At 72.7% G+C, this 24,232-nt stretch carries 28 protein-coding genes; 17 read left to right on the forward strand and 11 right to left on the reverse strand.

The annotated features are described in order from the left end of the window. Positions 1-24: 24 nt before the first annotated feature. From ABIB53_RS12630 to ABIB53_RS12645, 4 genes are all read left to right on the forward strand, one after another. Positions 25-573 (forward strand): hypothetical protein, encoded by a 549-nt coding sequence (locus ABIB53_RS12630; protein WP_354588412.1) that lies wholly within the window; start codon positions 25-27, stop codon positions 571-573. Between the two features lie 289 nt (positions 574-862). After that, positions 863-1,060, forward strand: coding sequence for a hypothetical protein (locus ABIB53_RS12635; RefSeq protein ID WP_123093576.1), 198 nt, complete (start codon positions 863-865; stop codon positions 1,058-1,060). Between the two features lie 79 nt (positions 1,061-1,139). After that, positions 1,140-1,763, forward strand: a complete 624-nt coding sequence (locus tag ABIB53_RS12640) for a DUF47 domain-containing protein (RefSeq protein WP_354588413.1) — start codon at positions 1,140-1,142, stop codon at positions 1,761-1,763. Positions 1,764-1,766: 3 nt separating this feature from the next. Beyond that, positions 1,767-2,759 carry an inorganic phosphate transporter gene (locus tag ABIB53_RS12645; RefSeq protein WP_191562964.1) on the forward strand — a complete coding sequence of 331 codons (993 nt, stop codon included), beginning with the start codon at positions 1,767-1,769 and terminating at the stop codon, positions 2,757-2,759. 101 nt (positions 2,760-2,860) lie between these two features. On the opposite strand, the gene pstB is transcribed toward ABIB53_RS12645, so the two are convergent. The 8 genes from pstB to ABIB53_RS12685 form a co-directional block, all read right to left on the reverse strand. Further along, positions 2,861-3,640: a phosphate ABC transporter ATP-binding protein PstB gene (gene pstB / locus ABIB53_RS12650; RefSeq protein ID WP_123093575.1), complete on the reverse strand. Its 780-nt coding sequence runs from the start codon at positions 3,638-3,640 to the stop codon at positions 2,861-2,863. 28 nt (positions 3,641-3,668) lie between these two features. Beyond that, positions 3,669-4,787: a phosphate ABC transporter permease PstA gene (pstA, locus tag ABIB53_RS12655; protein WP_251718153.1), complete on the reverse strand. Its 1,119-nt coding sequence runs from the start codon at positions 4,785-4,787 to the stop codon at positions 3,669-3,671. Then, positions 4,787-5,731 (reverse strand): phosphate ABC transporter permease subunit PstC, encoded by a 945-nt coding sequence (pstC, locus tag ABIB53_RS12660; RefSeq protein ID WP_354588414.1) that lies wholly within the window; start codon positions 5,729-5,731, stop codon positions 4,787-4,789. The genes pstA and pstC overlap by 1 nt, the downstream gene beginning before the upstream one ends. A gap of 96 nt (positions 5,732-5,827) precedes the next feature. After that, entirely contained in the window at positions 5,828-6,940 is a 1,113-nt protein-coding gene (pstS, locus tag ABIB53_RS12665; RefSeq protein WP_224766741.1) for a phosphate ABC transporter substrate-binding protein PstS, read from the reverse strand. 201 nt (positions 6,941-7,141) lie between these two features. Then, positions 7,142-8,101 (reverse strand): NUDIX hydrolase, encoded by a 960-nt coding sequence (locus ABIB53_RS12670; protein WP_354588415.1) that lies wholly within the window; start codon positions 8,099-8,101, stop codon positions 7,142-7,144. Continuing rightward, positions 8,101-10,350: an RNA degradosome polyphosphate kinase gene (locus ABIB53_RS12675; protein WP_354588416.1), complete on the reverse strand. Its 2,250-nt coding sequence runs from the start codon at positions 10,348-10,350 to the stop codon at positions 8,101-8,103. The genes ABIB53_RS12670 and ABIB53_RS12675 overlap by 1 nt, the downstream gene beginning before the upstream one ends. Before the next feature lie 7 nt (positions 10,351-10,357). Continuing rightward, a complete protein-coding gene (gene mshD / locus ABIB53_RS12680; RefSeq protein ID WP_354588417.1) occupies positions 10,358-11,245 on the reverse strand; it encodes a mycothiol synthase in 888 nt (295 codons plus the stop codon). Beyond that, positions 11,242-11,934 (reverse strand): winged helix-turn-helix transcriptional regulator, encoded by a 693-nt coding sequence (locus tag ABIB53_RS12685; protein ID WP_068269953.1) that lies wholly within the window; start codon positions 11,932-11,934, stop codon positions 11,242-11,244. Before ABIB53_RS12685 ends, mshD begins: the two co-directional genes overlap by 4 nt. A 42-nt stretch (positions 11,935-11,976) precedes the next feature. On the opposite strand from ABIB53_RS12685, the gene ABIB53_RS12690 reads away from it, so the two are divergent. Then, positions 11,977-12,804: a hypothetical protein gene (locus ABIB53_RS12690; RefSeq protein WP_354588418.1), complete on the forward strand. Its 828-nt coding sequence runs from the start codon at positions 11,977-11,979 to the stop codon at positions 12,802-12,804. Positions 12,805-12,885: 81 nt separating this feature from the next. Continuing rightward, positions 12,886-13,380 (forward strand): heme-binding beta-barrel domain-containing protein, encoded by a 495-nt coding sequence (locus ABIB53_RS12695; RefSeq protein ID WP_068269948.1) that lies wholly within the window; start codon positions 12,886-12,888, stop codon positions 13,378-13,380. A gap of 30 nt (positions 13,381-13,410) precedes the next feature. On the opposite strand, the gene ABIB53_RS12700 is transcribed toward ABIB53_RS12695, so the two are convergent. Next, positions 13,411-14,430, reverse strand: a complete 1,020-nt coding sequence (locus tag ABIB53_RS12700; protein ID WP_229299900.1) for an LCP family protein — start codon at positions 14,428-14,430, stop codon at positions 13,411-13,413. 55 nt (positions 14,431-14,485) lie between these two features. On the opposite strand from ABIB53_RS12700, the gene ABIB53_RS12705 reads away from it, so the two are divergent. From ABIB53_RS12705 to ABIB53_RS12735, 7 genes are all read left to right on the forward strand, one after another. After that, positions 14,486-14,923, forward strand: coding sequence for a Fur family transcriptional regulator (locus tag ABIB53_RS12705; RefSeq protein WP_123093567.1), 438 nt, complete (start codon positions 14,486-14,488; stop codon positions 14,921-14,923). Next, complete coding sequence (ygfZ, locus tag ABIB53_RS12710) at positions 14,920-15,948, forward strand: CAF17-like 4Fe-4S cluster assembly/insertion protein YgfZ (RefSeq protein WP_354588419.1); 1,029 nt, start codon at positions 14,920-14,922, stop codon at positions 15,946-15,948. The genes ABIB53_RS12705 and ygfZ overlap by 4 nt, the downstream gene beginning before the upstream one ends. A 195-nt stretch (positions 15,949-16,143) precedes the next feature. Next, on the forward strand, positions 16,144-16,668 hold the full coding sequence (locus ABIB53_RS12715; RefSeq protein ID WP_229299902.1) for a helix-turn-helix domain-containing protein: 525 nt from the start codon (positions 16,144-16,146) through the stop codon (positions 16,666-16,668). A 23-nt stretch (positions 16,669-16,691) separates the two neighbouring features. Further along, positions 16,692-17,309 carry a hypothetical protein gene (locus ABIB53_RS12720; RefSeq protein ID WP_068269933.1) on the forward strand — a complete coding sequence of 206 codons (618 nt, stop codon included), beginning with the start codon at positions 16,692-16,694 and terminating at the stop codon, positions 17,307-17,309. A 34-nt stretch (positions 17,310-17,343) separates the two neighbouring features. Further along, a complete protein-coding gene (locus ABIB53_RS12725) occupies positions 17,344-18,324 on the forward strand; it encodes an asparaginase (protein WP_354588420.1) in 981 nt (326 codons plus the stop codon). Positions 18,325-18,326: 2 nt separating this feature from the next. Then, a complete protein-coding gene (gene dtd / locus ABIB53_RS12730) occupies positions 18,327-18,785 on the forward strand; it encodes a D-aminoacyl-tRNA deacylase (protein ID WP_354588421.1) in 459 nt (152 codons plus the stop codon). Next, positions 18,782-19,090 carry a DUF2516 family protein gene (locus tag ABIB53_RS12735; RefSeq protein WP_251718175.1) on the forward strand — a complete coding sequence of 103 codons (309 nt, stop codon included), beginning with the start codon at positions 18,782-18,784 and terminating at the stop codon, positions 19,088-19,090. Before dtd ends, ABIB53_RS12735 begins: the two co-directional genes overlap by 4 nt. Here ABIB53_RS12735 and ABIB53_RS12740 read toward each other — a convergent pair. Continuing rightward, positions 19,079-19,882 (reverse strand): class I SAM-dependent methyltransferase, encoded by an 804-nt coding sequence (locus ABIB53_RS12740; protein ID WP_354588422.1) that lies wholly within the window; start codon positions 19,880-19,882, stop codon positions 19,079-19,081. The two genes, ABIB53_RS12735 and ABIB53_RS12740, sit on opposite strands and share 12 nt — an antisense overlap. Before the next feature lie 33 nt (positions 19,883-19,915). Here ABIB53_RS12740 and ABIB53_RS12745 point away from each other — a divergent pair, with 33 nt between their 5' ends. Genes ABIB53_RS12745 through ABIB53_RS12760 form a run of 4 tightly spaced genes read left to right on the forward strand, consistent with a single transcriptional unit; the run spans position 19,916 to position 23,264 of the window. After that, the gene (locus ABIB53_RS12745) at positions 19,916-20,704 is read left to right on the forward strand and encodes a hypothetical protein (protein ID WP_354588423.1); all 789 of its coding nucleotides are present in this window, start codon (positions 19,916-19,918) and stop codon (positions 20,702-20,704) included. A 20-nt stretch (positions 20,705-20,724) separates the two neighbouring features. Then, positions 20,725-21,966, forward strand: coding sequence for a D-inositol-3-phosphate glycosyltransferase (mshA, locus tag ABIB53_RS12750; protein ID WP_354588470.1), 1,242 nt, complete (start codon positions 20,725-20,727; stop codon positions 21,964-21,966). Beyond that, positions 21,963-22,523, forward strand: coding sequence for a type III secretion system chaperone family protein (locus tag ABIB53_RS12755; RefSeq protein ID WP_354588424.1), 561 nt, complete (start codon positions 21,963-21,965; stop codon positions 22,521-22,523). Before mshA ends, ABIB53_RS12755 begins: the two co-directional genes overlap by 4 nt. 9 nt (positions 22,524-22,532) lie before the next feature. Next, positions 22,533-23,264: a phosphoglyceromutase gene (locus ABIB53_RS12760; protein ID WP_191680641.1), complete on the forward strand. Its 732-nt coding sequence runs from the start codon at positions 22,533-22,535 to the stop codon at positions 23,262-23,264. 185 nt (positions 23,265-23,449) lie between these two features. Here the strand turns inward: ABIB53_RS12760 and phoU are convergent, their stop codons facing one another. Continuing rightward, entirely contained in the window at positions 23,450-24,109 is a 660-nt protein-coding gene (gene phoU, locus ABIB53_RS12765) for a phosphate signaling complex protein PhoU (protein ID WP_354588425.1), read from the reverse strand. Between the last annotated feature and the right edge of the window lie 123 nt (positions 24,110-24,232).

Here is a 24,232-nt window from a genome sequence, read left to right on the forward strand (position 1 = left end):
CCGCTGCACTACGGACCGCAGGCCATGGAGGCGCACGGCGGCACGACCCCCGGCCCGGCCGAGGCGGCCGAGGCCGCTCACGCCGCGGCGATGCTCGTCGTCGACGCGGGCCGCAGCGCCGACCCGCAGGTCGGCGCCCGGCTCGTCGGGCTCGTCCAGGAGGTCGGGCTCGACACCCTCGCCGAGCTGTGGTCGCACCGCCCGGCCCGCAGCCTGCCGGGTGCGCTGTGGCGGCTCTACCTCGTGCGGGAGTGGGTGCAGCGCAGCCCCGACAGCGCCAGCCGGGAGTACGCGACCGGCATGCCCGTCGCACCCGTCGAGCACGTCATCGCCGGTGTCCCCGACCCGCCGGAGCCCGGCGAGGTGCGCGAGATGATCGACGGCGTCCTCGGCGGGGCCTTCCACCGCGACCTCGACGTCGCCCTCGACCGGTGCGCGGCCTTCTGCTCCGTCGCGGCGACCGGACGGGCCGCCGACGAGCGCTCCGACGTCGGCTCGGCCGCGGCCCTGGCGACCACGGCCGACGACCTCGCGGCGTGCGCCGTGCTCTGGCGGGCCGGCCAGCTCGTCTGAGCCCGCCGGCTCCTGCGACCTGCCGGCGTCCGAGGCACCCCGTCCGGGGATCACCCCCGTCCGGGGATCACCCCCGTCCGGGGATCACCCCCGTCCGGGAATGCTCCCCGGGGGAGGGGCGTTACTCTCGTCTGTGCGCCGGGTCGCGGTAGCCCCGGGTCCCAAAAATAGCCGCCACGAGCGGCCTCGTGCCGAGAGGCGCTCCCGGCCCGGCGCACATCAGACCGTTCGCCGCACGGAGGGGCCGTCGCGACGCCGACGCCCCGCAGCAGGCTCCTACCGTGGTCGCATGTCCACGACAGAGCAGGGCGCCGACGAGGCAGAGCCCGGTGTCGTCGCCCCGGGTCATGACCGAGAGCTCGTGCGAGCCCTCATCGAGGTCGCGCGTGACGCCGACCACCCGCTGAGCCAGCCCGAGATCGACGCAGCGCTCGGTGTGCAGCCTGGCAGCAGCCCCGACGGCCGGCCCCGGACGACCTCCGGCTGAACTCCGGGTTAGCAGGAGGTGTCGGGGAGCGCCTACGCTTGCGACGACCGTCTGCCCCTCACCGCACCGGAGCTCCCCCGTGGCCTTCCGCCTCACCCCGTCGGACACCTCTTTCTTCGACCTCCTCGCGGTGGCCGCCCAGCACGGCGTCGAGGCCTCGCGCCTGCTGACCGACCTCCTCGGGGCCCGCGGCGAGGAGGCGCTGCGGATCACCGAGCAGCTGCGTGACGTCGAGGCCGCGGCGGACGAGACCACCCACGAGGTGGTGCGCAAGGTCAACGCCGCCTTCATCACCCCCTTCGACCACGTCGACATCGTCGAGCTCGCCGCGGCGATCGACACCTGCGTCGACGAGATCGAGAGCGTCGGCTTCCTCATCGGGCTCTACCGGATCCCGGACCTGCCCGCGGACGTCGTCGCGGTCATCGAGATCATCTCGCGCATGGCGCAGGTGACCGCCGACGCGATGCCCCGCCTCCAGTCGATGAAGTCGCTCGACGACTACTGGATCGAGGTCAACCGCCTCGAGAACCAGGCCGACCAGCTCTACCGCCGCCTGCTCACGCAGATCTTCGACGGGTCGATCATCGACCCGATCCAGGTCGTGCAGCGCAAGGACCTCATCGAGGGCCTCGAGCGCGCTGCCGACTCCTTCGAGGTCGTCGCCCAGCACGTCGAGATGATCGCCGTCAAGGAGTCCTGACCGGTGGACTGGCTCCCCGTCGCCCTCGTCGTGCTGCTCGCGATGGGGTTCAACTACACGAACGGCTTCCACGACGCGGCGAACGCGATCGCGACCTCGGTCTCGACCCGCGCGCTCACCCCCCGCGCCGCGCTCGCCATGGCTGCCGTCGCCAACCTCTTCGGCGCCTTCTTCGGCACGAAGGTCGCCCAGACCGTGGGCAAGGGCATCATCGACGCACCCTCCGGCACCCTCGGCCTGAAGATCTGCGCCGCGGCCCTCGTCGGCGCCATCGTGTGGAACCTCCTCACGTGGTGGTTCGGCCTGCCGTCGTCCTCCTCGCACGCGCTCATCGGCGGGCTCGGCGGCGCGGCCCTCGTCGGCGGTGGTGTCGTGCACTGGCTCGGGATCTTCGAGAAGGTCGTCGTCCCCATGGTGCTCAGCCCGATCATCGGCGTCATCGTCGGCTACCTCGTGATGACGACGATCCTGTGGGCCTTCCGCCACTCCCACCCGGGCCGCACGCGACGCGGCTTCCGCATCGCGCAGACCGGTTCCGCGGCCGCCATGGCCTTCGGCCACGGCATGCAGGACGCGGCGAAGACCGCCGGCGTCGTCGTCCTCGCCCTCACCGTTGGCGGCTTCCAGACCGTCGGCGACGACTCGATCCCGCTGTGGGTGCTCGTCATGAGCGCCGTCGTCATCAGCGCGGGCACCTACGCCGGCGGGTGGCGGATCATGCGCACCCTCGGCCGCCGCATCATCGACCTCGGCCCGCCGCAGGGCTTCGCCGCCGAGGCGACCGCCGCGGCGATCCTCTACACCGCGACCGCGCTGCACGCGCCCATCTCGACGACCCACGCGATCACCTCGGCGATCATGGGCGCCGGCGCGACGAAGCGGCTCAAGGCCGTGCGCTGGGGCGTCGCGAAGTCCATCGTCGGCGGCTGGGTGCTCACCTTCCCCGGCGCCGGCATCTCCGCCGCGGTCACCATGGGCCTGCTGCGCCTCTTCTGAGACGACGGGGGTGCGAGCTCCCTTCGCCCGCCGGCACGACAAGAGGGCCGGTCGCACCTCCCTGCAGGTGCGACCGGCCCTCGGTCTGGGTGCTGGCCCGGTCAGCCGAAGCGGCCCGAGATGTAGTCCTCGGTGGCCTTCTGGGACGGGTTGTTGAAGATGTGGGTCGTCTCGTCGTACTCGACGAGCTGGCCCGGCTTGCCCGTCGCCTCGAGGTTGAAGAAGCCGGTCATGTCCGAGACGCGCGCCGCCTGCTGCATGTTGTGCGTGACGATGACGATCGTGTACTCGTCCTTGAGCTCGTGGATGAGGTCCTCGATGGCGAGCGTCGAGATCGGGTCGAGGGCCGAGCACGGCTCGTCCATGAGGACCACGTCGGGCTTGACCGCGATCGTCCGGGCGATGCACAGGCGCTGCTGCTGGCCGCCGGACAGGCCCGAGCCGGGCTTGTCGAGCCGGTCCTTGACCTCGTTCCACAGGTTGGCGCCCCGCAGGCTCGACTCGACGAGCTCCTCGGCGTCCGCCTTCTTGATCTTCTTGTTGTTCAGCTTGACCCCGGCGAGGACGTTCTCGCGGATCGACATCGTCGGGAAGGGGTTGGGGCGCTGGAAGACCATGCCGATCTTGCGTCGGACGTTCACCGGGTCCACCCCCTTGCCGTAGAGGTTCTCGTCGTCCATGAGGACCTGCCCGTCGACGTAGGCGCCGGGGATGACCTCGTGCATGCGGTTGAGCGAGCGCAGGACGGTGGACTTGCCGCAGCCGGACGGGCCGATCATGGCGGTGACGCTGCGGGGCTGGATGACCATGTTGACCCCTGCGACGGCCTTGAAGTCGCCGTAGTAGATGTCGAGGTCGCGGATGTCGATGCGCTTGGACACGTCGTTTGTCTTCCTTCTGCAGGCCGGGTCAGCGGCCGGTCTTGGGGGCGAAGTACTTGCTGATGAGCCGGGCCACGATGTTGAGCAGCATGACGATCGCCATGAGCGTCAGCGCAGCGGTCCACGCGAGGTCGAGGCTGTCCTGCTTGTTCAGGCCCGGGCTGGAGTACGAGCTGTAGGCGAAGAGCGGCAGAGCCGACATCGAGCCCTCGAAGGGGTTGAGGTTGACCCCCTTCGCCGCGCCCATCGTGATGAGCAGCGGCGCGGTCTCGCCGATGACCCGCGCGATCGCGAGGGTGACGCCGGTGGCGATCCCGGCGATGGCGGTCGGGAGGACGACCTTGGTCACGGTGAGCCACTTCGGCACGCCCAGCGCGTAGCTCGCCTCACGCAGCTCGTTGGGCACGAGGCGCAGCATCTCCTCGGTGGAGCGGACGACGACGGGGATCATGAGCACCGCGAGCGCGACCGCACCGACGATCCCGGCCTGGTAGGCCGGCCCGAAGAAAAGGGTGAAGAGCGAGATGGCGAAGAGGCCGGCGACGATCGAGGGGATGCCGGTCATGACGTCGACGAAGAAGGTCAGCGCCTTGGCCAGCCTGCTGCCGCGCCCGTACTCGACGAGGTAGATCGCCGCGAAGATCCCGATCGGGATCGAGATGACGGCCGCCAGGCTCGTGACGATGAGGGTGCCCATGATCGCGTGGTACGCGCCGCCGATCTCCCCGGCCCCGACCCCCCGCATGGAGAAGGTGAAGAACGCGCCGTCCAGCCGGTTGACGCCCTTGGAGACGATCGTCCAGATCACCGACAGCAGGGGTGTGAGCGCGAGGAGGAACATCGTCGTCACGACAGCGGTGACGAGGCGGTCGGTCGCGTGCCGGCTGCCCTCGACCACACGTGCGGTCGTGTAGATCGCGACGGAGTAGACGAGCGCGGCGACCGCCATGACGCCCAGCAGGTTGAAGCCCCACACCAGGGTCACCAGGGCGGCACCGGCGAGGACGGAGCACGCGAGGACGGCCCAGCGGACGGTCTGGCTCAGGGCGCCGGCCTGCGGACCGGATCCCAGGCTGCTCGACCCGGTGAGCGTCTGGCCGGTGGTCGTCGGGGCCGCGTCGGGGGCCTTGTCGTCGATGTCGGTCATCAGTTGGCTCCGGAGAACTCGGACCGGCGCGAGATGATCCACCGGGCGAAGATGTTGACGAGGAGGGTGACGGCGAAGAGCGCCAGCCCGGAGACGAAGAGCGTGCTGCGCTCCACGCCGAAGGACTCGGGGAAGTTCAGCGCGATGTCCCCGGCGATCGTGCCCGAGGCGTTGGAGCTGAGCAGCTCCCACGAGATGACCGAGCCGCTCGCCGACAGCACGATGGCCACAGCCATCGTCTCGCCGAGGGCCCGACCGAGGCCGAGCATCGCCCCGGAGATGACACCGGACTTGCCGAAGGGGATGACCGCCTGGCGGATCATCTCCCACCGGGTCGCGCCGAGGGCGAGCGAGGCCTCCTCGTGCAGACGCGGCGTCTGGAGGAAGACCTCGCGGTTCACCGCGGTCATGATCGGCAGGATCATGATGGCCAGGACGATCCCGATCATGAGCATCGTGCGACCCGTCACCGTGACGTCGCCGCCGAAGGGCGGGAACCACCCGAGGTTGCGGTTGAGCCACCCGAAGGCCGGCACGGCGTTGCCGGCGATCTGCAGGCCCCACAGACCGAAGATGATCGACGGCACGGCGGCGAGCAGGTCGATGACGTAGCCGAGCCCGGCGGCCAGACGACGCGGGGCGTAGTGGGTGATGAAGAGCGCGATCCCGATCGACAGGGGCATCGCGATGAGCAGCGCGATGATCGACGAGTACAGCGTGCCGAAGATCAGGGGCGCGACATAGCTGGGCAGGCCCTCGCCCCCGCGCACGTCGGTCGAGTCGGCGGTCACCGCGGGCATCGCCATGTAGACGAGGAAGGCGGCGACGGCAGCGAGGGTCGCGAGGATGAGGATGCCGGACCCGACGGACAGGCCGGAGAAGATCCGGTCGCCGCGGCGGGTCACCGCCTTCGCGGAACCGCTGGTGGGGGTTGTCGTGCTCACGTGGGAGTCCTCAGGAGATCAGGGAGAGGGGCAGACCGACGGCCCCGGACGGGTGTCCGGGGCCATCGATGCGTGGTCGAGGAGCGTCCAGGGGACTCAGTCGACCTTGATGTTGCTCAGCGCGCTCTTGGCGTTCTCCTGCGCGGCCTCGGAGAGCGGGGCGTTGCCGGCGGCCTCGGTGGCGGCGTCCTGGCCCTCCTGCGAGGAGATGTACTCGAGGTAGGCCTTCGTCGTCGTGGCCGCCTCGGCGTCGTCGTAGTCGGTGCACGCGATGGCGTAGGACACGAGGACGACCGGGTAGACGCCGTCCCCGGCGTTGGCCTGGTCGAGCTCGACGGCGAAGTTGGTCTTGCTGCCCTCGTCGGTGCGCTTCGCGGTCTCGAGGACCTTCGCCGCGGCCTCGGGGCTGTACTCGATGAACTCGTCACCGGCCTTCACCTTGGCCGCGCCGAGGTCACCGATCTGCGAGGCGTCCGCGTAGCCGATGGTGCCCTCACCGGCGCCGATGGCGTCGACGACACCAGAGGTGCCCTTGGCCGCCTCGCCGCCCTTGACCGGCCAGGCGTCACCCGGCTCGTGCGGCCAGTTCTCTGGCGCAGCAGCGGCGAGGTAGTTCTGGAAGTTCTCGGTGGTGCCCGAGTCGTCAGAGCGGTTGACCGTCGTGATCTTCGTCGAGGGCAGCTCGGCGTCGGGGTTGTCCGCCTTGATCTTCGCGTCGTCCCACTGGGTGATCTTGCGGTTGAAGATGTCGGCCATGACCTCCGGCGAGAGGTTGAGCTCGTCGACGCCCTCGAGGTTGTAGGCCACGGCGATCGGGGAGACGTAGACCGGGAACTGGATGGTCTCGCCGGTGCACCCCTTGTCCTTCGCCTGCGCCATCTCCTCCTCGTCCATCGCCGAGTCGGAGCCGGCGAAGTTCACCGCGCCGTTGATGAACTTCTCCCGGCCGGTGCCGGAGCCGTCCGGCGAGTACTCGACGGTGGCGTCGGGGTTGGTGTCGGTGAACTTGGCCATCCACTCGCCCTGGGCCTTCTCCATCGAGCTGGCGCCCGCGCCCTTGATGGACCCGGCGGCAGAGGAGCCGGAGCTCTCGCTCGAGCCGCCGGCGCTGGAGGAGGTCTCGTTGGCGGCGCCGCAGGCGGCCACGCCGAGGACGAGGGACATCGCGGCGAGGGACATGCCACCGCGCTTCATCGTGGAGCTCTTCACGAAAGGGCCTCTCTGAGGTTCTCGCCCGGTCCTGGGCGAAGGGAGTATGAGGACGGCACCCGTGCCGTACACCGAGGACGCTAGGGAGCGTCGGTGACCGGATGGTCGGTCGACGGTGAACGAGCAGTGAACGGTGGTTGCACAGAGCATCCCCAGGCCGCCCTCAGGAGGCGGGACCACCCGCACCTGGGGTATCGCGGCTCAGGCGCGGTCCTCCGGGTGGTGCCGCTCGGCGGCGACGACCCGGGCGTCCGCCCCGGTCCCGACGACGTGGCAGACGAGGACCTCCCCCTTCGCCATCCCGTCCTCGGCGTGGTCCTGCAGGACCGCGCGAGCCAGCGTGCGCTGACGCCTCGGCCCGTCGACGCGGGCGAGGAGGGCGGTGACGAGGTCGGGCAGGACGGGTCCGTGCGAGACGAGGGCGGCGGGCGTGCCGCGCTCGAGCAGCCGCTCGAGGTGGTGGACCGCGCGGGTCGGGTCCTCGGCGTAGCCCTCCTCCGACAGGCCGGGCTTGAGCCGCAGCCGGGTGCCGGTGCTCTGCACGAAGGGGGAGACGGTGCCGGCGGCGCGCACGGACGGCGAGCTGACGACCCGCTCGACCCCGAAGGCCCGCAGCAGGGGCACGAGCTCGTCGGCCTGACGCAGCCCGCGCTCGTCGAGAGGGCGAAGGGAGTCCTCCCCGGTCCACCGGGAGCGGGGGTGGGCCTTCGCGTGCCGTACGAGCGCGAGCGGCCACGTCGTGAGGGTGCGGGCGGCGTCGGCCTCGACGAGGTCCTCGAGCTGGTCGAGGTCGCGTCGGTACGTCAGCCGGCGCCGGGCGTCCTCGACGCCGAGCCAGGCGACCTCGTCGATCTCGTGCTCGAGCAGGCCGCGCCCGCCGACGACCTCGGCGCACCAGTACCGGACGTCCTTGACGACCGGCTCGCCGCAGCGGTCGCGCATGCGGTAGGTCGAGGAGGGCAGGGGCCGGCCGAGGCGGACCTCGAGACCGGTCTCCTCGTGGGTCTCGCGGGTCGCGGCGACGGGGAAGATCTCGCCCGGGTCGAGCTTGCCCTTCGCCCACGCCCAGTCGTCGTAGCGCGGGCGGTGGACGAGCGCCACCTGCAGGTGCCCGCGCCGACGACGCCACGGGAGCGTGCCCGCGGCGCAGACGACGGGCATCAGCGGCGCGCCTTGCGGCGCCGCTTCGCGTACATCGCGATGAGCTGGGCCTGCACGTCGGGCAGCAGCTCCTCCTCGCCGCGGTGCTGGCGGGTCCACCGGCCGTCGCCGCGCAGGCTCCAGTGCGCGTAGTCCCCGGACATCCCCTTCGCCATGAGCTCGAAGAGCTCGTCGACGTGCCGCGGGTCGCGCATCCGCACGAGCGCCTCGACGCGGCGGTCGAGGTTGCGGTGCATCATGTCGGCGCTGCCGATCCACGCCTCGCGGTGCTCGTCGGTGCCGAAGACGAAGACCCGGCTGTGCTCGAGGAAGCGCCCGAGGACCGAGTGGACCCGGATGTTCTCCGACAGGCCCTCGACGCCGGGGCGCAGCGCGCAGATGCCCCGCACCCACACGTCGACGCGGGCGCCGGCCTGACTCGCCCGGTAGAGCGCGTCGATGAGCTCCTCGTCGACCATCGAGTTGACCTTGATGCCGACGTAGCCGTCCTCGCCGGCACGGGCGCGCTCGGCCTCGCGCTCGATGCGCTCGACGAGACCGGGTCGCAGCGAGCGGGGGGCGACGAGGAGGCGCTTGAACTTGCTGCGCGGAGCGAGCCCGGAGAGCTGGTTGAAGAGGCGGGTGAGGTCCTCGCCGACCTCGGGGTCGGCGGTGAGCAGACCGAGGTCCTCGTACAGGCGCGCGGTCTTGGGGTTGTAGTTGCCGGTGCCGATGTGGCAGTAGCGGCGCACGCCCTCGGCCTCCTGGCGCACGACGAGCGAGAGCTTGCAGTGGGTCTTCAGCCCGACGATGCCGTAGACGACGTGGACCCCGGCGTGCTCGAGCTTGCGGGCCCACTCGATGTTGGCCTGCTCGTCGAAGCGCGCCTTGATCTCGACGACCGCGAGGACCTGTTTGCCGGCCTCGGCGGCGTCGATGAGGGCGTCGACGATCGGGGAGTCGCCGCTCGTGCGGTAGAGGGTCTGCTTGATCGCGAGGACCTTCGGGTCCGCGGCGGCCTGCTCGACGAAGGCCTGGACCGAGGTCGAGAAGGAGTCGTAGGGGTGGTGGAGCAGGACGTCCTGACGCGAGATCTTCGCGAGGATGTCGCGCGGCTTGGCCGACTCGGTGGGGGCCAGCTCGGCGTTCGTCCGCGCGACGAAGGGGGCGAAGTGCAGGTCCGAGCGGTCGATGTCGGCGATCGTGTTGAGCCCGCGCAGGTCGAGCGGGGCGGGCAGGCGGTAGACCTCGTCCTCGTGCACGGCGAGCTCGCGGGTGAGCAGCTCCATGACGTGGTCGTCCATGCCCTCCTCGACCTCGAGGCGCACCGGCGGGCCGAAGCGGCGCCGGGTGAGCTCGCGCTCGAGCGCGGTGAGGAGGTTCTCGTTGTCGTCCTCCTCGACCTCGAGGTCCTCGTTGCGGGTCACCCGGAAGGTGTAGTGCTCGTGCACCTCCATGCCGGGGAAGAGCTGGTCGAGGTGCGCCGCGATGACCTCCTCGAGCGCGAGGAAGCGGGCCTCGAAGAGCTCCGCGGTGACGCTGGCCTGGGCCGGGCGGACGGCGAGGAAGCGCGGCAGCGACGGCGGGACCTTGATCCGGGCGAAGTGCTCCTTGCCCGTCTTGGGGTTGATGAGCACGACGGCGAGGTTGAGCGAGAGCCCCGAGATGTAGGGGAAGGGGTGCGCCGGGTCGACGGCGAGCGGGGTGAGCACCGGGAAGATCTCGTGGGTGAAGATCTCGCTCACGCGGGCCTGCTCGGCGTCGTCGACCTCCGACCACGTGATGATCGAGATGCCCTCCTCGGCGAGGGCGGGGCGCACCGACTCCTCGAAGATCCGGGCGTGGGCGGCGGTGAGGTCGTGCGACACCTTCGAGATCTGCTCGAGGACCTCGCGCGGCTCCAGGCCCGAGGCGCTGCGCACGGCGATGCCCGTGGCGATGCGGCGCTTGAGCCCGGCGACCCGGACCATGAAGAACTCGTCGAGGTTGCTCGTGAAGATCGCGAGGAAGCGGGCCCGCTCGAGCAGCGGCATGTCGGGGTCGGCCGCCATCTGCAGGACCCGCTCGTTGAACTGCAGCCACGAGATCTCGCGGTCGAGGAAGCGGTCGGCTGGCAGGCCGTCGGGGGCGGGCGGCGTCGCGCCGGTCGCGCGCACGAAGCGCCCGTTGGCGGCGCGGGGACGCAGGTCGGGGCTGTCGCCGGGGGAGGAGGTGACGGTCGAGATCTCGCTGCGACCCGTCTCGGACTCGGTCGAGGGCTCCGCGCTCATGCGCCCATCATGGCAGCGCGTCAGCGGTGGCACGCGCGTACATCGAGTGCACCGCGTGACGACCGAAGCCGGCGCGCGCGTAGGTCGCCAGAGCCGGCGCGTTGTCGCCCTCGACGTAGAGCTCGACGCTCTGCAGACCCAGGCCCGCGAGGTGGGCCAGACCCACCGCGGTGACGTACCCGCCGAGGCCGTGGCCCTGGTGCTGCGGGCTCACCCCGACGACGTAGACCTCGCCGGTGCCGCTCGCCGGGTCGGCGACCTTCGTCCAGTGGAAGGCGGCGAGGTCACCGCTCGCGTCCTCGACGAGGAAGAGACCGGCGGGGTCGAACCACGCCTGATCGGTGCGCTGCGCCAGGCCCGCCCGGTCGAGGCGTCCCTGCTCGGGGTGGTGGGCGAAGGCCGCGGCGTTGATCGCGAGGAGGGCGTCCTCGTCCTGCCCGGGGCGGAAGGTGCGCAGGGCGAAGCCGTCGGGCGCGGGCGGCGCGTCGGGCACCCCGGCGAGCGGGCGGCGCAGCACGAGCAGCTCGCGCACGCGGGTCAGCCCGAGCCCGGCGGCGAGGGCCTGGGCGGCGGGCAGGTCGCCGTGCGCCCACAGCCGGGCCTGCGGCTCGCGGTCGAGGACCGCGCGTGCGAGCTCGGTGCCGAGCCCGTGCCCGCGCTCGTCGGGGTGGACGACGAGCTCGGCGGCGCCGTCGGGGGCGATCCCGGCGTACCCGGCGAAGGGGGGACCCACCGGGCTCACGAGGTGGGTGCCCTCCTCGGTGCCCAGGCGCAGGAGGAAGTCCTCGCCGAGCGGTGCGACGCCGTCGGCCTGGGCGGCCGCGTCTGCGAGGGCGCGCACGCCCTGGGCCCCGGTCTCGTCGAGGGTCGTCGGGCGAGGGCTCTCGCGGGTCATGAGGTGGTCTCCATCTCCTCGGCGTCGGTGGCGTCCGGCACGAAGCGGTACCCGACGTTGCGCACGGTGCCGATGAGCACCTCGTGGTCGACGCCGAGCTTCGCCCGCAGCCGGCGCACGTGGACGTCGACGGTGCGGGTGCCGCCGAAGTAGTCGTAGCCCCAGACCTCCTGCAGCAGCTGGGCGCGGGTGAAGACCCGCCCCGGGTGCGTCACGAGGTACTTGAGCAGCTCGAACTCCTTGTAGGTGAGGTCGAGGGGCGTGCCGTCGAGGCGCGCGGTGTAGCTCGCCTCGTCGATGCTCACGCCGCCCGCGGCGATCTCGTCGTCGACGTCGGCGTTGGCCCGGCCCATCGCCAGGCGGATGCGCGCCTCGACCTCGGCCGGCCCGGCGGTGTCGACGACGACGTCGTCGACCGACCACTCGGCGGTGACGGCGGTCAGGCCCCCCTCGGTGAGGATCGCGATGACCGGCGCGGAGGACCCGGTGGCGTCGATGACGCGGCACAGGGTGCGCGCCTGGATGAGCTCGCGGCGGGCGTCGACGAGGCAGACGTCGATCTCCGGGGCGTCGACGAGGGCGGACGCCTCCGCGGGGAGGGTCCGTACGTGGTGCCCGAGCAGCGCCAGCGCCGGCAGCACCTCGGCGCTCGGCGCCAGGTCGTCGGTGAGGAGCATGAGCCTGGCCATCGGGCGTCAGTCTACGAAGGGGGCGTCGGATATGGTCGGCGCGTGTCGAACCCGGAGACCGCGCCGACCCGCGCCTCGCGCCGAGGTCAGCACGCGACCCGCTCCGAGCTGCCCGCCAGCGAGCCCTCCCGGCCCCGTCCGGTCGTCGCCGCGGCGAGCATCGTCCTCGGTCTGGCGCTCGCCCTCGCCGCCGGTGCCGCGTCCCCGATCGGTCTCGTGCTCGTCGTCACCCTCGCCTCGCTCGCCGTCGCCGCGGGCCTGCCCCGGCTCGCCGGGGTGCTCGCCCCGACGGCCTCCGGGCTCGTCGTGGCTGCGACCGCGATCGGCCTCGCGGGCGCCCGGCTGGCCACCGACACCGAGCCGCTGCTCGAGGTGGCGCCCGTCGCCGCCGGCATCGGCATCGTCCTCATGTGCCTCGTGCCGCTCGTGCACGCCCGCGCCCGTGCCCAGCTCACGCCGTGGCTCACGGCGACGGCCATGGGCATCGCCGTCGCCCTGTGTGGCATCGTGCTGACGATCGTCGAGAGCGACGAGCGAGCCCCGGTCGTCGTCGCCGGCGTGGCCGTCGCCGTCTCGGCGCTCGTCGACCTCGCGCTCGAGCGGCCCCGGCTGCACGTGTGGATGCTGCCCGTCGCGATGGTCGCCGGCGGTGCCGCCGGGCTCCTCGTCGAGCTCGTCGTCAGCGGCGAGGTGCTCCTGTGGGCCGTCCTCGTCGGTGTCCTCAGCGCCGGTGTCGCGCTCGCGGTGCGCCGTCTCGTCTCGCGCCAGCAGGCCCTCGAGCACCCCGTCGCCGCGCTCGCCGCCGGGGCGACCTCCGTGCTCGTCGTCGGCCCGGTCGTCCTCACCCTCGCCCGCACTTTCCTCGGCTGACCCCCCTTCGCCCGAGATCTCGACACGCGCGCTGGTTGCAACCCGGGCGGCTGCCAACTTCTCGGGTCCTAGGCTGGCGCCGTGTTCACCATCGACCCCACCCTGCACCCGGACATCGCCCCCCTGGCCTGGCTCGTCGGCCGGTGGGAGGGGGCCGGCGTCGTCGGCTACCCGACGATCGAGTCCGCGAACTTCGGGCAGGAGATCATCTGCACCCACGACGGGCGGCCCTTCCTGCGGTGGGAGTCGCAGACCTGGCTGCTCGACGACGCGGGCACCCGGGTGCGCCCGCTCGCGACCGAGCTCGGCTTCTGGCGGCCGGGCGGGCAGGGCGAGGCCGAGCTGCTGCTCAGCCACCCGACGGGCATCGTCGAGATGTACTACGGCAGCGTCGAGCCGGCCCGCGTCGAGGTGCGCACCGACGGCGTCATCCGCAGCCCGCACGCGAAGGAGTACGCGGCGGCCTCACGGATGTACGGCTACGTCAACAGCAACCTCATGTGGGTCATGGACATGGCCGCGGTCGGCCAGCAGCTGCAGAGCCACGTCTCGGCCGAGCTCAAGCGCGTCGACTGAGGCGCTCGTCCCACCCCGGCGACGGGGGGATCAGCGCGCCTCGTAGGTGTCCATCTCGTCGGCCTTGAGGGCGTCGCCGAGCTCGGCCATGCCCTCCTCGTCGAGGACGTCGATGGAGGCCCCGCCCGGGCTCGTGCCGTAGCCGGAGAAGGGCGCGGTGATGAAGTGGATGTCGTCGCCGCGGATGCTGCGCAGGGCGAGCGCCTGGTCGCGGATCTCCTTGCTCGTCAGGGTGTCGTCGACGACGGAGTTCGACGTGCCGGCCTCGACAAAGCTGGAGAACTTCATCGGGTTGAGCAGGACGCCGGGGGAGAGGGCCTTGGTCATGATCGCCTTCATCCAGGCCTGCTGGCGCTGGCCGCGCGAGATGTCGCCCTCGCTCAGCTGGTAGCGCTCGCGCACGAAGCCCAGGGCCTGCTCGCCGTCCAGGTCGTTCCACCCCTTCGTGATGGCCACCCCGCCGTTGCCGCTGGAGCCGCTCGCCTCCTCGGCGTAGACGCGCACGCCGCCGACGGCGTCGGTCATCTGCTTGAAGCCCTCGAAGTCGGTCTTGGCGACGTGGTCGATCTTCACCCCGACGAGGTCCTGGATGGTGCGCACGAGCAGGGGCGCCCCGCCGTAGGCGTAGGCCGCGTTGATCTTGTCCTCGCCCTTGCCGGGGATCGGCACGTACAGGTCGCGGGGGAAGTGCACGAGGTAGACGCCGCTGCTGTCGGCCGGCACGTGGACGAGCTGGATGACGTCGGCGCGCGACGCGGACTCGCCGGGGCGGGCGTCGGAGCCGATGACGAGGTAGTTCGTGCCGCGCCCGCTGACGAGCTTCGTGCCCTCGCTCGTCGTGCCCTCCTGGCCGTCCTCCTGCGTCGGCAGGAGCGGCTCGCGGGCGATGTCGTCGACCTTCGTGCTGAGGTAGCCGACGTAGCCGGCGACCCCGGCGAGGACGAGGACGACGACGCTGGCGATGACCAGCAGGGCGCGTCGCAGCCGCCGCTTCTTCTTCGGCGGCGGGTCCCGCTGGTCGTCGGGCTCGTCGAGGAGGTCGTCGATCACCCGGCCGAGTCTAGGTGCGGCACCTGGGATCTCGTCGGCGTCTAGATTTGTCGGCATGGCTGCCACCGACCCGCTCGGCGCGCTCGTCCGCTCTCGCGGGCTGCGGCTCACCGCTCCGCGCCGCCGCGTGCTCGGGGTGCTCGCGCGGGGCGAGCACCTCACGCCCGAGGTCCTCACCCACCTCGTCGGACGCGACGGCGGCGCCGAGCTGCCGCCGTCGACGATCTACCGCACGCTGCAGAGCCTCGAGGACGTCGGCATCGTCACGCACACGCATCTCGACCACGGCCCGCCGACCTACCACCTCGCCCGCCCGCACGGCCACCTGCACCTCGTCTGCCGCAGCTGCAAGGCCGTCCTCGAGGTCGAGGTGCAGCGAGCCGACCCGCTCGTGGCAGCCTTGAGGCAGGAGACCGGCTTCCGCGCCGACCCGACGCACATGGCGATCCACGGGTACTGCGCCAGCTGCTCCGCGAGCGAAGGAGACAGATGAGCACCCCCAGCCCCCTGCTGCAGTCCCCGGGAGCCGTCGCCGGCGAGGGCCGTGACAGCGCCGTCGCCGCCCACTACGGCGACCCGATGCGCGAGCAGCGCCTCCTCGCCGAGGGCCTGGCCGCCGTCGACCTCGGCCACCGCGGCGTCATCACCCTCGCCGGGTCGGCCCGCCTGTCCTGGCTGCACTCGCTCACCACGCAGCAGGTCACCGACCTCGCGCCGCGCACGAGCGCGCAGACCCTGATCCTCACGCCCAAGGGCCATGTCGAGCACGACCTGCACGTCGTCGACGACGGCGAGCAGACGTGGATCACCGTCGAGCCCGGCACCCACGAGGCCGTCGCCGGCTGGCTGGACTCGATGCGCTTCATGCTCGACGTCACGGTGACCGACCGCACGGGCGAGTACGTCGTGCTCGGCGAGGCGGGGTCGCGCGAGAGCGGCGAAGGGGAGCCCCTCGCCTGGGTCGACCCGTGGCCGGGCCCCGTGGGTGACACCTTCGAGTACGGGCCGCCGAGCGAGGAGCACCCGGGCCGGCTGTGGCGCACGCGCGAGCTGCTCGTGCCCGCCGGTGAGGTCTCGTCGGCGATCGGCGACCGCCAGCTCGCCGGTCTGTGGGCGTGGGAGGCGCTGCGCGTCGCCGCGTGGCGCCCGCGGCTTGGCGCCGAGACCGACCACCGCACCATCCCGCACGAGGTCGACTGGCTGCGCAGCGCCGTGCACCTGCACAAGGGCTGCTACCGCGGCCAGGAGACGGTCGCCCGGGTGAAGAACCTCGGCCGCCCGCCCCGCCGTCTCGTCGCGCTGCACCTCGACGGCTCCGGGCACCTCCTGCCCTCGGCCGGCGAGCCGCTGCGCCTCGGCGAGAAGGTCGTCGGCCACCTCACCTCCGTCGCCCGGCACCACGAGGACGGCCCGATCGCGCTCGGGCTGGTCAAGCGCAACGTCGACCCCACCGCGACCCTCGCCGCCGGCGAGGAGAACCCCGTCGCCGCCGCCCAGAGCGTCGTCGTCGCCCCCTGACCTCACCCCCTTCGCGGGTCGAGGTGATCGGGCGAGCCCGGGCTCACCCGGATACCTCGACCCAGGCGAGGCGCGCTCGCGGCCCGGCCCGGCCCGCCGAGCGGCACGACCGACGTCCAGCGGCCCAGGGTGAGGTCGGTCACGTCGGGTGCCTGGAGTTTGCATTGTGCTTGCTCTGGCAAGCACACTGGGGACATGGCACGAAATCCGTTGGGAGACCTGGGCAACGGCCTGGGTGACTACCTCCGCGAGCAGCGGCTCAGCGCCCGCCTGTCGGTGCGCCAGCTGAGCGAGCTCGCCGGGATCTCCAACCCCTACCTCTCGCAGATCGAGCGGGGTCTCAAGCGACCCAGCGCCGACATCCTCCAGCAGATCGCGAAGGGGCTGTCGATCAGCGCCGAGACCCTCTACGTGCAGGCGGGCCTGCTCGACCCGGACGAGGAGGCCCCGGCCGAGCGCCCGACCGCCCGTGAGGCGATCGCCGCCGACCTGCGGCTCACGAGCCGGCAGCGCCAGACCCTCATCGACATCTACGACTCCTTCGTCGGGTCGCCGGCGGACGCCCCGGCGCCGCCCCGCCCGGAGAAGACCGCCGCCCGCTCGCGGGAGGCCACCCCTTCGTCGACGACGCCGAAGAAGCGCACGACCACGCCCCGGAAGCGCACCAGCGCCACCCGGACCTCGAGCGCGACGTCGCGCTCCACGAAGACCACGTCCTGATCACAGCAGCAAGGAGCACCACCATGACTGTCACCACCACCGTCAAGAAGGTCGTCACCGACTACCCGTACGCCGCCCTCGGCGCCACCGACCTCGCGGTCGAGCGCGTCCGCACGGCGAGCGCCCGCGTGGAGTCGCTGCGCGACGAGGCCCCCGCGAAGGTCCAGGCCCGCATCTCCGGCGCCCCCGCCGCGGCCCAGAAGTCCTACGCCGACCTCGCCGCCCGTGGCGAGAAGCTCGTCGAGCGCGTCCGCAAGCAGAAGGCCACCCAGGACCTCGCCGGTCAGGCCCGCGCCACCGTCGCCCTCGGCAAGGGCCTGGTCACCACGGCCCGCGACGCGGTCGCCGAGGTCGAGCGCTCCGCCAAGGCCACGCTGACGATCGGTCGCAAGGAGGCCGCCAAGGCCGCCGACGCCGTCGCCGAGTCGGTCGAGGTCACCGTCGACACCGACGCCGCGCAGAAGGCCGTCAAGGACTCCGCGAAGCGCACCCGCACCGCCGCCAAGCGCACGACGACGACGGCGAAGAAGGGCGCGACCCGCACCCGCTCCACCGCGAAGTCCACCTCGACGAGCGCCCGCAAGACCGCGGCCAAGGCGACCACCGCCACCGAGAAGGCCGCCGAGAAGGTCGGCGACTGACGCCCTTCGCACCGGGCGGTTATCGTCAGGGCCCGTGAGCACCACGACCCCTGACACCACCGCCCTCGACGAGGCCCCCGTGCTGGTCCACGTGACCCGCGGGGGCCTCGTCGAGTCCGCCCACCACGGCCGCGTCGCCGCGGTCGACGCCGGCGGCCGGACCCGCCTCGCGGTCGGCGACACCGCGGCGGCGGTCTACCCGCGCTCCACCCTCAAGCCGATCCAGGCGCTCGCGATGGTCGAGCACGGCCTCGACCTCGCCCCCCACCACCTCGGGACGGTGTGCTCGAGCCACTCCGCGCAGGAGCGTCACCTCACCGCGGTGACCGAGATCCTCGCGAGCGTCGGGCTGGAGATCTCCGCCCTGCAGAACACCCCCGCCCTGCCCATCGGCGAGCTCGAGCACGCGCAGTGGCTCGCCGCCGGTCGCGCCCCCGAGCCGATCGCCCAGGACTGCTCCGGCAAGCACGCCGGCATGCTCGTCACCTGCGTCGTCAACGGCTGGTCGACGCACGACTACCTCGACCCCGAGCACCCGCTGCAGCAGGCCGTCATGGAGGTCGTCACCCGCGAGATCGGCCCGATCACGACGACGAGCGTCGACGGCTGCGGTGCCCCCCTGCCGGCCGTCCCGCTCGGCGGGCTCGCGGCAGCCTTCGGGCGGCTCGCCGGCGCCGAGGAGGGCACGGCTGCTCGCCGCGTCGCCGACGCGATGCGCGCCCACCCCGAGCACGTGGGCGGCGACGGCCGCGAGGTCACCGACCTCATGGCCCGCACGCCCGGCCTCGTCGCGAAGGACGGGGCCGAGGCGGTCTTCGCCGCGGGCACGGCCGACGGGCTCGGCCTCGCCGTGAAGATCAGCGACGGCGCCCCCTTCGCCCGCGCGCGCACCGCGGTCCTCGCGGCCGCGCTGCTGCGCCTCGGCGTCGACTCGCCGGCCACCCGGGAGCACTCCACCTCGCCGACGCTCGGCCACGGCCGTCCGGTTGGCGAGGTCCGCGTCGTCGGGCTCTGAGCGTGCGCACCGTCCTGCAGCGGGTCAGCTCGGCCCAGGTCCGCGTCGACGACGAGATCGTCGGCGCGATCGGCCCCGGTCTCGTCGCGCTCGTCGGCGTCACCCACGGGGACGGGCCGGACGAGGTCGCGACGACCGTGCGCAAGATCGCCGAGCTGCGCCTCTTCACGCCCGAGGGCGACGGGGGAGAGCGCTCGGTCGAGGAGACCGGCGGCGAGGTCCTCGTCGTCAGCCAGTTCACCCTCCACGCCGACGTGCGCAAGGGGCGGCGGCCGTCGTGGGGCGCCGCCGCGCCGGGCCCGGTCGCCGAGCCCGTGGTCGCGGCCGTCGCGGACGGCCTGCGCGAGCGCGGGATCGGCGTCGCGACCGGTCGCTTCGGCGCGATGATGGAGGTCGCGCTCGTCGGGGACGGCCCCGTGACCATCGTCCTGGACGTGCCCCCCGTAGGCTCGCCCGCATGAACACCGTCGCGATGATCCAGGGGCTCGTCGTCATGGGCCTCGGCGTGATCGCCGTCGCCATCGAGGTCTACGCGCTCGCCCACGCCGCGACGCAGCGCGCCGACGCCTTCGTCGCGGCCGGCAAGCAGACCAAGCCGATCTGGCTGGGCATCCTCGCCGTCGCGGTCCTCCTCGGTGTCGCGACCTTCGGGGGCCTGGGGCTCTTCGGGCTCATCGGCGTCGTCGCCGCCGGGGTCTACCTCGCCGACGTCAAGCCGGCCATCGACCAGGTCATGGGACGGGGCAGCGGGCGCTCACGCTGGTGACGCCGGCGCGACCGGGTCCCACCCGAGCGTGAGCTCGCCGAGCCGCCAGCGCCTCGGCCCGTCGAGCACCGGCCAGCGCTCGGTGAGCAGCCCGAAGGCCTCGACCGCGTGCGCCCGGGCGCCGTACGTCGCCCACCCGGCGGTGCGCGCCCACGCGTCGTCGAGGTCGCGCAGCAGGTCGTGCACCCCCTCGCCGGGGACGTTGCGGTGGATGAGCGCCTTCGGCAGACGCTCGGCGACGACCGACGGGGGCGTCGCGTCGAGGTCGAGGTCGCGCAGCCGCCACGAGAGGGTGAGGCTGCGCGGTCCCTCGCGGTCGAGCATCACCCACGAGCCGAGCCGGCCGAGCTCGCCGCACGTGCCGTCGACGACGACCCCGTGCTCGTCGAGGGCCGCCTGCAGACCGGCCCACGCCCGTCCGACCTCGCCCTCGTCGTACTGGCGCAGGACGTTGAAGGCCCGGATGACGCGCGCGGGCGGCGTCGGCACCTCGAAGCCGCCGAGGACGAAGCGCAGACCGGGCCGGGCGAGCGGCTGGGCCGCCGCGACGCGGTCGGGCGAGATCTCCACGCCGACGACGTCGAGGTCGTCGCGCACCGTGGCCAGCCGGTCGGCCCACTCGCGGGTCGTCGTGCCGAGCCGGCCGTAGCCGAGGTCGACCATGACGGGAGGGTCGTCGCCGAGCCGGATGCGTGCAGCCTGGGTGCCGACGAGCCAGCGGTCGGCCCGGCGCAGCCTGTTCGGAGCCGTCGTGCCGCGCGTGGGGGACCCGACGGGGCGCTGGCTGGGCACGGGACCAGGGTAGGCGGCGCCTATGGTGGCCTGGTGCGTGTCAGGGAGCGTCGGGTCAGCTGGAGCATGCTCGCGCTCGTCGCCTCCCTCGCCGGGGCCGCGCTGGTCGGCGCGATCGGCTGGGTGCCCTCGCTCATCGGCAAGGACAGCGGGGTGCAGGCGGTGACGCCCGGCATGCTGACGATCGCCGACGGCGCCGGCGGGGTGATCACCCTCGGCGAGGGCCGAGCCGTCGCCCTCGACCAGAGCGGCCTGCGGATCACCGACGGCGACGACGTGCTCTACCGCACCGTCCGCGGCGGGTCCCCGGTCTCGGCGCTGCGGGGCAGCCTGGACGACTCCGACGACTCGCCGCGCGAGGACGTCGAGGACGCCGTGTCCGACCTGCGCATCGACCGGGTCGGCGTCTCGCCCGGCATCGCGCGCTACACCGGCACGCTGTCCTCCGACGGGCGCTCGCTGCCGACCGTCATCACCGTGACCTTCGACGACCGCTGGGTGCGCCTCTACGTCGACATCCAGGGGGCCGACGCGGTCGTCCTCCACGGCGCCGAGGAGCTCGGCTCGCTCGGCTACCCGCCCGCGCTGCCCGACCGGCTGCTGCGCGGTCGTGCGTGGTGGGTCGAGCCCGGCATCGGCCGGGCCACCCCGGTGATGACGAGCGACCGCCGCACCGACCAGGCCCTCGGCCCCGAAGGGGTGGCCCGCGCGGTCGACCTGCGGCGCCGGGGACACACCGACCTGCACGCGTGGGGGTCCGTGCTCGACCTCAGCGTCACGAGCTCGGCGCGGCCCGAGCCGGAGCCGGAGGAGGAGTCGTGAGCGAGCTGCACCGCGTCGCGATGCTCAGCGTCCACACCTCGCCCCTCGCCCAGCCCGGCACGGGCGACGCGGGCGGGATGAACGTCTACGTCCTCGAGACCGCCCGAGAGCTGGCCCGACGCGGCGTCGAGGTCGAGATCTTCACCCGGCGCACCGCCGCGGCCGACGACGACGTCGTCCACGTCGAGCCGGGCGTCGTCGTCCGCCACGTCCTCGCCGGGCCGTACGAGGGCCTGGCGAAGGAGGACCTGCCCGGTCAGCTGTGCGCCTTCACCGCCGGCCTCATGCGCGAGCTCGCCGCGCGCGAGGAGGGCTACTACGACGTCGTCCACTCGCACTACTGGCTCTCGGGTCAGGTGGGCTGGCTCGCCGCGGAGCGCTGGCAGGTCCCGCTCGTGCACACCATGCACACGATGGCGCGGGTGAAGAACGCCAGCCCGGCGCAGGGAGACGCCCTCGAGCCCCCGGGTCGCGAGATCGGCGAGGCGCAGGTCGTGGCCATCGCCGACCGGCTCGTCGCGAACACGCAGACCGAGGCCCGCCAGCTCGTCGAGCTCTACGACGCCGACCCCGACCGCGTCGCCGTCGTGCCCCCGGGGGTCGACCTGCACACCTTCGTGCCCGGTGACCGCGACGCCGCCCGCGACCACGTCGGGGTCGCCCGCGACGCCGTGCTCCTGCTCTTCGTCGGCCGGATCCAGCCGCTCAAGGCGCCCGACGTGCTCGTGCGCGCCGCCGCGCGCGTCGCCGAGCAGCGCCCCGAGCTGCGCGAGCGGCTCGTCGTCGCCGTGCTCGGCGGCGCCTCGGGCAGCGGGCTGTCGGCGCCCACGTGGCTCGGCGACCTCGTCGACGAGCTCGGTCTCGGTGACGTCGTGCGGCTCGCCCCGCCGGTGAGCCGGCCCGACCTCGCGCGGTGGTTCCAGGCGGCCGACGTCGTCGCGGTGCCCTCGTACAACGAGTCCTTCGGCCTCGTCGCCGTCGAGGCCGCGGCGAGCGGTGCGCTCGTCGTCGCCGCCCGGCGCGGCGGGCTGCCCGACGCCGTCGGCGACGGCGGCGTCCTGCTCGACTCGCACGACCCGCAGGTCTGGGCCGATGCCGTCCTCGAGGTCGTCGACGACCCGGACCGAGCCCGCCGGATGCGCGAGCGCGCGGTCGAGCGCTCGTCGCAGATGGGCTGGGAGCACACCACCGACGCCCTCGTGGGCGTCTACGAGGACGCGATCGCCGCCGCCCGCCAGGCGCGGCACGAGGAGGCCCGATGAGCACGCCAAACACCACGCCCGAGGACCGGGGCGACGACACGGCTGCGGCCCGCGCCGCCGTCGAGACCTACCTCGCCGGGGGCGACGTCGAGTGGGAGCGCGGGGCGCGCGACGGCGAGTTCGTCGTCACCCTGCCCGGCGAGCACAAGCTGCGCACCGTCGTCTCCCTCGTCGTCGGGGAGCGGGCGCTGTCGGTCTCCGCCTTCGTCATCCGCAACCCCGACGAGGGGCACGAGCAGGTCTACCGCTACCTGCTGCGCCGCAACCTGCGCATGCCGTGGCTCGCGTACTCGGTCGACTCCTCCGGTGACGTCTACGTCTCCGGGCGGCTCCCCCTTCGCTCCGTCGACGACGAGCTCCTCGACGGGCTGCTCGGCGTCGTCCTCGAGGCGGCCGACGGCCCCTTCGACGAGCTGCTCGTCATGGGCTTCCTGTCCTCGATGCGCAAGGAGTGGGACTGGCGGGTCAAGAACGGCGAGTCGCTGCGCAACCTCGAGGCCTTCCGCTCGGTCCTGCAGCGCCCGGACGACCCGGCGCCCGCCACGGCCGGTGACTAGTCTGGCGTCATGCCGACACTGATCCTGCTGCGCCACGGGCGCTCGGACTGGAACGAGAAGAACCTCTTCACCGGGTGGGTCGACGTCGACCTCATCGACCGCGGCCGTGAGGAGGCCGTACGCGGCGGGCAGCTGCTCGCCGAGTCGGGGATCCTGCCCGACGTCGTGCACACCTCGGTGCTGCGCCGGGCGATCACGACCGCCAACCTCGCCCTCGACGCGTGCGACCGGCACTGGATCCCGGTGCGCCGCGACTGGCGGCTCAACGAGCGCCACTACGGCGCGCTGCAGGGCCTGGACAAGGCCGCGACCCGCGAGAAGTACGGCGACGAGCAGTTCATGCTGTGGCGCCGCAGCTTCGACACCCCGCCGCCGCCGATCGAGCCCGACGACGAGTACGCGCAGACCGACGACCCGCGCTACGCCGGCATCGACGTGCCGCGCACCGAGTGCCTCAAGGACGTCATCGAGCGCTTCATGCCGTACTGGGAGGGCCCGCTCGCCGAGGACCTGCGCGCCGGGCGCACCGTGCTCGTCGTCGCCCACGGCAACAGCCTGCGCGGTCTCGTCAAGCACCTCGACGGCATCAGCGACGAGGACATCGCGGGCCTGAACATCCCCACCGGCATGCCGCTCGTCTACGAGCTGGGCGACGACCTCATGCCCACGGGTCCCGGCCGCTACCTCGACCCCGAGGCCGCCGCCGCCGAGGCCGCCGCGGTCGCCAACCAGGGCCGCTGACCCCTTCGCCGGTCGCCCCACCCGTCACCAGTTTCTCGGGTCACCCGATAAACCCCGGCTTCGCATGAGTAAGAAACTCGTGCGAAGCCGGGGTTTGTCATGTCGAGCGGTCCTGACCCCACCGATGGCGAAGGGGTGGCCCCGGGAGATCCCGGAGCCACCCCTTCGTCGTGCGGCGGCCTGCGTCAGTCCGCGAGGTCGGTGTGGACCTCCTGGCCGGTGACGAGGAAGCGCACGCGCTGCGAGATCGAGACGGCGTGGTCGCCGAAGCGCTCGTAGTAACGGGCGAGCAGCGCCATGTCGACGGCCGCCTCGGTGCCGTGGGCCCACTGGCCGTCGGCGAAGTGGGCGTAGAGCCGGCGGTGCAGCTCGTCGAGCTCGTCGTCGACGAGCTGGATCTCGTCGACGAGCTCCATCGACTGGCTGATCAGGCAGTCGGCGACCTTCGCGACGATCCGCTCGCACACGAGGGACATGTCGGTGACGATCTCGCGCAGCTCGGTGGGCACGGCCGGCTCGGGGTGGCGCAGCCGGGCGAGCTTGGCCACGTGGCGGGCGAGGTCGCCCATCCGCTCGAGGTCGGCGGACATGCGCATCGAGGTGACGATGGTGCGCAGGTCGGTGGCGACCGGCGCCTGACGGGCGAGCAGGTCGATGGCGTGGGCGTCGAGGTCGTTGCGCTTGAGGTCGATCGCCTCGTCGGCGTCGATGACCTGCTCGGCGGTCTGGATGTCGGCGTCGAGCAGCGCGGTCGTCGCCTGCGTGACCGCCGAGGAGACGAGCCGGGCCATGCCGACGAGGTCCTCGGTGATCTGGGCGAGCTCGTCGTGGAAGACAGTGCGCATGGTGTCCTTCTCGGGTGGGCGCGGGGCCCGTCGGGTGCATCAGCGTGCCACTCTGCCCGGGATCTGTGAACGCGTGCTGGCGGGCAGGTGAACAACACCCAGCGCCCCGGAGCCCGGACGTGT

It is taken from the genome of Janibacter sp. UYMM211 (assembly GCF_040547045.1).
In the GTDB taxonomy this organism is placed as follows: domain Bacteria; phylum Actinomycetota; class Actinomycetes; order Actinomycetales; family Dermatophilaceae; genus Marihabitans; species Marihabitans melonis.

Excerpts from the sequence above, each read along its gene's own strand:
- ABIB53_RS12630 (WP_354588412.1), top strand. The coding sequence starts at position 25 with ATGGAGGCGCACGGCGGCACGACCCCCGGCCCGGCCGAGGCGGCCGAG.
- ABIB53_RS12635 (WP_123093576.1), top strand. The coding sequence starts at position 863 with ATGTCCACGACAGAGCAGGGCGCCGACGAGGCAGAGCCCGGTGTCGTC.
- pstA (WP_251718153.1), bottom strand. The coding sequence starts at position 4,787 with ATGACCGACATCGACGACAAGGCCCCCGACGCGGCCCCGACGACCACC.
- ABIB53_RS12670 (WP_354588415.1), bottom strand. The coding sequence starts at position 8,101 with ATGCCCGTCGTCTGCGCCGCGGGCACGCTCCCGTGGCGTCGTCGGCGC.
- ABIB53_RS12675 (WP_354588416.1), bottom strand. The coding sequence starts at position 10,350 with ATGAGCGCGGAGCCCTCGACCGAGTCCGAGACGGGTCGCAGCGAGATC.
- mshD (WP_354588417.1), bottom strand. The coding sequence starts at position 11,245 with ATGACCCGCGAGAGCCCTCGCCCGACGACCCTCGACGAGACCGGGGCC.
- ABIB53_RS12685 (WP_068269953.1), bottom strand. The coding sequence starts at position 11,934 with ATGGCCAGGCTCATGCTCCTCACCGACGACCTGGCGCCGAGCGCCGAG.
- ABIB53_RS12705 (WP_123093567.1), top strand. The coding sequence starts at position 14,486 with ATGGCTGCCACCGACCCGCTCGGCGCGCTCGTCCGCTCTCGCGGGCTG.
- ygfZ (WP_354588419.1), top strand. The coding sequence starts at position 14,920 with ATGAGCACCCCCAGCCCCCTGCTGCAGTCCCCGGGAGCCGTCGCCGGC.
- ABIB53_RS12715 (WP_229299902.1), top strand. The coding sequence starts at position 16,144 with ATGGCACGAAATCCGTTGGGAGACCTGGGCAACGGCCTGGGTGACTAC.
- ABIB53_RS12720 (WP_068269933.1), top strand. The coding sequence starts at position 16,692 with ATGACTGTCACCACCACCGTCAAGAAGGTCGTCACCGACTACCCGTAC.
- ABIB53_RS12735 (WP_251718175.1), top strand. The coding sequence starts at position 18,782 with ATGAACACCGTCGCGATGATCCAGGGGCTCGTCGTCATGGGCCTCGGC.
- mshA (WP_354588470.1), top strand. The coding sequence starts at position 20,725 with ATGCTCAGCGTCCACACCTCGCCCCTCGCCCAGCCCGGCACGGGCGAC.
- ABIB53_RS12755 (WP_354588424.1), top strand. The coding sequence starts at position 21,963 with ATGAGCACGCCAAACACCACGCCCGAGGACCGGGGCGACGACACGGCT.
- ABIB53_RS12760 (WP_191680641.1), top strand. The coding sequence starts at position 22,533 with ATGCCGACACTGATCCTGCTGCGCCACGGGCGCTCGGACTGGAACGAG.
- phoU (WP_354588425.1), bottom strand. The coding sequence starts at position 24,109 with ATGCGCACTGTCTTCCACGACGAGCTCGCCCAGATCACCGAGGACCTC.